Origin of the sequence: Bradyrhizobium sp. PRIMUS42 (assembly GCF_023006515.1) — a bacterium.
GTDB lineage: Bacteria > Pseudomonadota > Alphaproteobacteria > Rhizobiales > Xanthobacteraceae > Bradyrhizobium.
This window is the reverse complement of the sequence record NZ_JALBGZ010000736.1, coordinates 1-3,013: the sequence shown is the minus strand read 5'-3', so window position 1 is coordinate 3,013 and position 3,013 is coordinate 1. Positions and strand designations below refer to the sequence as shown.

1 protein-coding gene is annotated in these 3,013 nt (G+C 65.3%); it reads right to left on the bottom strand.

All coding sequences use genetic code 11. From position 1 onward, the window contains the following. A partial coding sequence (gene gltB / locus MOV75_RS32755; protein ID WP_247007395.1) for a glutamate synthase large subunit occupies positions 1-3,013 on the bottom strand: 3,013 nt, incomplete at both ends.

Genomic DNA, 3,013 nt, shown 5'->3' with positions numbered 1-3,013 from the left:
GGTGCCGCCCTCGAAGCCCGCGATGGTGACGTGGTCGGCGCGCGCCTTGGCAACGCCCGCGGCCACCGTGCCGACGCCGATCTCGGAGACGAGCTTGACCGAGACGTCACCGGTCGGGTTGACGTTCTTGAGGTCGTAGATGAGCTGCGCCAGATCCTCGATCGAGTAAATGTCGTGGTGCGGCGGCGGCGAGATCAGGCCGACGCCCGGCGTGGAATGCCGGACTTTTGCGATGGTCGCGTCGACCTTGTGACCAGGCAGCTGGCCGCCTTCGCCGGGCTTGGCGCCCTGCGCCATCTTGATCTGCATCATGTCGGAGTTGACGAGATACTCCGTGGTGACGCCGAAGCGGCCCGAGGCGACCTGCTTGATCGCCGAGCGCATGGAATCGCCGTTCGGCATCGGCTTGAAGCGGTCGGCTTCCTCGCCGCCTTCGCCGGTGTTCGACTTGCCGCCGATCCGGTTCATGGCGATCGCGAGTGTGGTATGCGCCTCGCGCGAGATCGAGCCGAAGCTCATTGCGCCCGTGGCGAAGCGCCTGACGATGTCCTTGGCCGGCTCGACCTGGTCGAGCGGTACGGGCTTGCGCTTCTCTTCGTCCGCGTTCTTGATCCGGAACAGGCCGCGCAGCGTCAACAGACGCTCGGACTGCTCGTTGAGGATCTTTGCGAAGGCGCGATAGCGCTCCTGCGAGTTGCCGCGCGCGGCGTGCTGCAGCAACGACACCGACTCCGCGGTCCAGGCGTGATCCTCGCCGCGGCTGCGATAGGCATATTCGCCGCCGACATCGAGCGAGGTCTTGTAGACCTGAGCCTCGCCGAACGCGTCGGCATGACGGCGCACGGCTTCTTCGGCGATCTCGCCAAGGCCGACGCCCTCGACGCGGGTGTGCGTTCCCGCGAAGAACTTTGCGACGAAGTCGGCCTTGAGACCGACCGCGTCGAAGATCTGCGCGCCGCAATAGGACTGGTAGGTCGAGATGCCCATCTTGGACATCACCTTCAGAAGCCCCTTGCCGATCGACTTGATGTAGCGCTTGACGATCTCGTAATCGTCGAGCGAGCCGGGCAGGCGGTCCTTCATCGCGACGATGGTCTCGAACGCGAGGTAGGGATTGATCGCTTCGGCGCCGTAGCCTGCGAGACAGGCGAAGTGATGCACTTCGCGCGGCTCGCCGGATTCGACGACGAGGCCGACCGAGGTGCGCAAGCCGGTGCGGATCAGATGATGATGCACGGCGGCGCAGGCCAGCAGCGAGGGGATCGGAACCCGGTCGGTGCCGACCATGCGATCGGACAGGATGATGATGTTGACACCCTCCCGCACCGCGCTTTCCGCGCGCGCGCAGAGCTCGTCGAGAACCTGGTCCATGCCGGCCGCGCCGAGGCCGGCGTGGAAGGTGGTGTCCAGCGTGCGCGACTTGAAGTGCGACTCGGCGACATCGGAGATCGAGCGGATCTTTTCAAGGTCCGCGTCGGTCAGGATCGGCTGGCGCACCTCGAGACGCTTGGTGGTGGCAAGGCCCTGCAGGTCGAACAGGTTCGGCCGCGGCCCGATGATGGAGACGAGGCTCATCACCAGCTCCTCGCGGATCGGGTCGATCGGCGGGTTGGTGACCTGCGCGAAGTTCTGCTTGAAGTAGGTGAACAGCGGCTTGGCCTTGTCCGACAGCGCCGAGATCGGCGTGTCGTTGCCCATCGAGCCTGCGGCTTCCTCGCCCGTGGCCGCCATCGGCGTCATCAGGATGGCGATGTCTTCCTGGCTGTAGCCGAACGCCTGCTGGCGATCGAGCAGCGACAAATTGGAGCGCACGCCGGTGGTCGGCACTTTCGGCAGCTCTTCCAGCACGATCTGGGTTCGCTCCAGCCACTCCTTGTAGGGATGGCTCTTGGCGAGCTCGGCCTTGATCTCGTCGTCCGGAATCAGCCGGCCCTGCTCGAGGTCGACCAGCAGCATCTTGCCGGGCTGCAGGCGCCACTTCGTGATGATCTGGTCCTCGGGGATCGTCAGCACGCCCATCTCGGACGCCATCACGATGCGGTCGTCCTTGGTGACGAGATAGCGCGCCGGCCGCAGGCCGTTGCGGTCGAGGGTGGCGCCGATCTGGCGGCCGTCGGTGAAGGCGATCGCGGCGGGGCCGTCCCACGGCTCCATCAGCGCGGCATGATATTCGTAGAAGGCGCGGCGCTTCTCATCCATCAAGGGATTGCCGGCCCACGCCTCGGGAATCATCATCATGACGGCGTGCGGCAGCGAGTAGCCGCCCTGCACCAGGAATTCGAGCGCGTTGTCGAAGCAGGCGGTGTCCGACTGTCCCTCATAAGAGATCGGCCAGAGTCGGTTGATGTCCTTGCCGTAGAACTCGGAGCTCACCGAGGCCTGGCGCGCCGCCATCCAGTTGGTGTTGCCGCGCAGCGTGTTGATCTCGCCGTTATGCGCGATCATGCGGTAGGGATGCGCCAGCGACCAGGCGGGGAAGGTATTGGTCGAGAAGCGCTGGTGAACCAGCGCGAGCGCGCTCTCGAAATCCTTCTCGTGCAGGTCGGGATAGTACTTGCCGAGCTGGTCGGCGAGGAACATGCCCTTGTAGATCACCGTGCGGCAGGACATCGAGCAGGGGTAATAGCCTGCAAGGCCGCGGTCGCGACGCTGGTAGATTGCCTGCGAGATCGACTTGCGCAGGATGTAGAGCCGGCGCTCGAAATCGTCCTCGGTCTTGGCGGTGCCGTTGCGGCCGATGAATACCTGCATGCAGGCGGGCTCGGTCGGCTTCACGGTCACGCCGAGCGAGGAATTGTCGGTCGGCACGTCGCGCCAGCCGAGCAGGGTCAGACCCTCTTCCTTGATCTGGTCGGCGATGATGCTCTTGATGACGTTGCGCCAGGCGGTGTCGCGCGGCATGAACAGCGCGCCGATGGCGTATTCGCCGGGCTGAGGCAGCGCGAAGCCGAGCTCTCCGGCCTTGCGGCTGAAGAAGGCGTGCGGGATCTGCACCAGAATGCCGGCGCCGTCG